The following is a 417-nucleotide window of genomic DNA, read 5'->3' on the forward strand; positions in this document are numbered from 1 at the left end:
TTGGTGGAGAACTTGGCTTCCATCGCCTCCAGGCCCATGTCGATGGATACCGGCGCATCCATGCCGCCGGCACGGTATTGCTCGGTCTTCACAGCCAGCTTGGGCAGGGTCAGGGATGGCACGTCACCGGCGAAGCTCACGCCGTCGATGAACAGGTTGGTATTGGTCAGGGTTTGCGGAATCATCACGGGCGCTCCTTAGGCGACATCCAGAACTTCGGTGAGCCACTGATCGGTCACCTCGACACGGAAATTGGGGTTCTCGGCAGGCGGCACATCGGTGAAGCGGATGTTCCAGTACACCTTGCCCTGGGCCAGCTGGCTGGCGCTGTTCAGGTCCGGGTCGGCATAGACCTCGAAGTTGATCACCGCGCCCTGGTTCTTCAGATCGCGCATGAAGGCGCGCAGGCCCTCGGTG

General features: G+C 61.6%; 2 protein-coding genes. Both read right to left on the bottom strand.

Annotated features, from left to right (window positions below; translation table 11 throughout):
* Nucleotides 1-185, bottom strand: a 185-nt coding sequence (locus FLP08_RS17155; RefSeq protein ID WP_202912809.1) for a phage major tail tube protein, incomplete at its 3' end; no start/stop codon positions are given.
* A gap of 12 nt (nucleotides 186-197) precedes the next feature.
* Nucleotides 198-417 (bottom strand): phage tail sheath C-terminal domain-containing protein (locus FLP08_RS17160; protein WP_147315314.1); only part of this gene is annotated, 220 nt, incomplete at its 5' end.

It is taken from the genome of Christiangramia aestuarii, assembly GCF_009735585.1.
Lineage (GTDB): Bacteria > Bacteroidota > Bacteroidia > Flavobacteriales > Flavobacteriaceae > Christiangramia > Christiangramia aestuarii.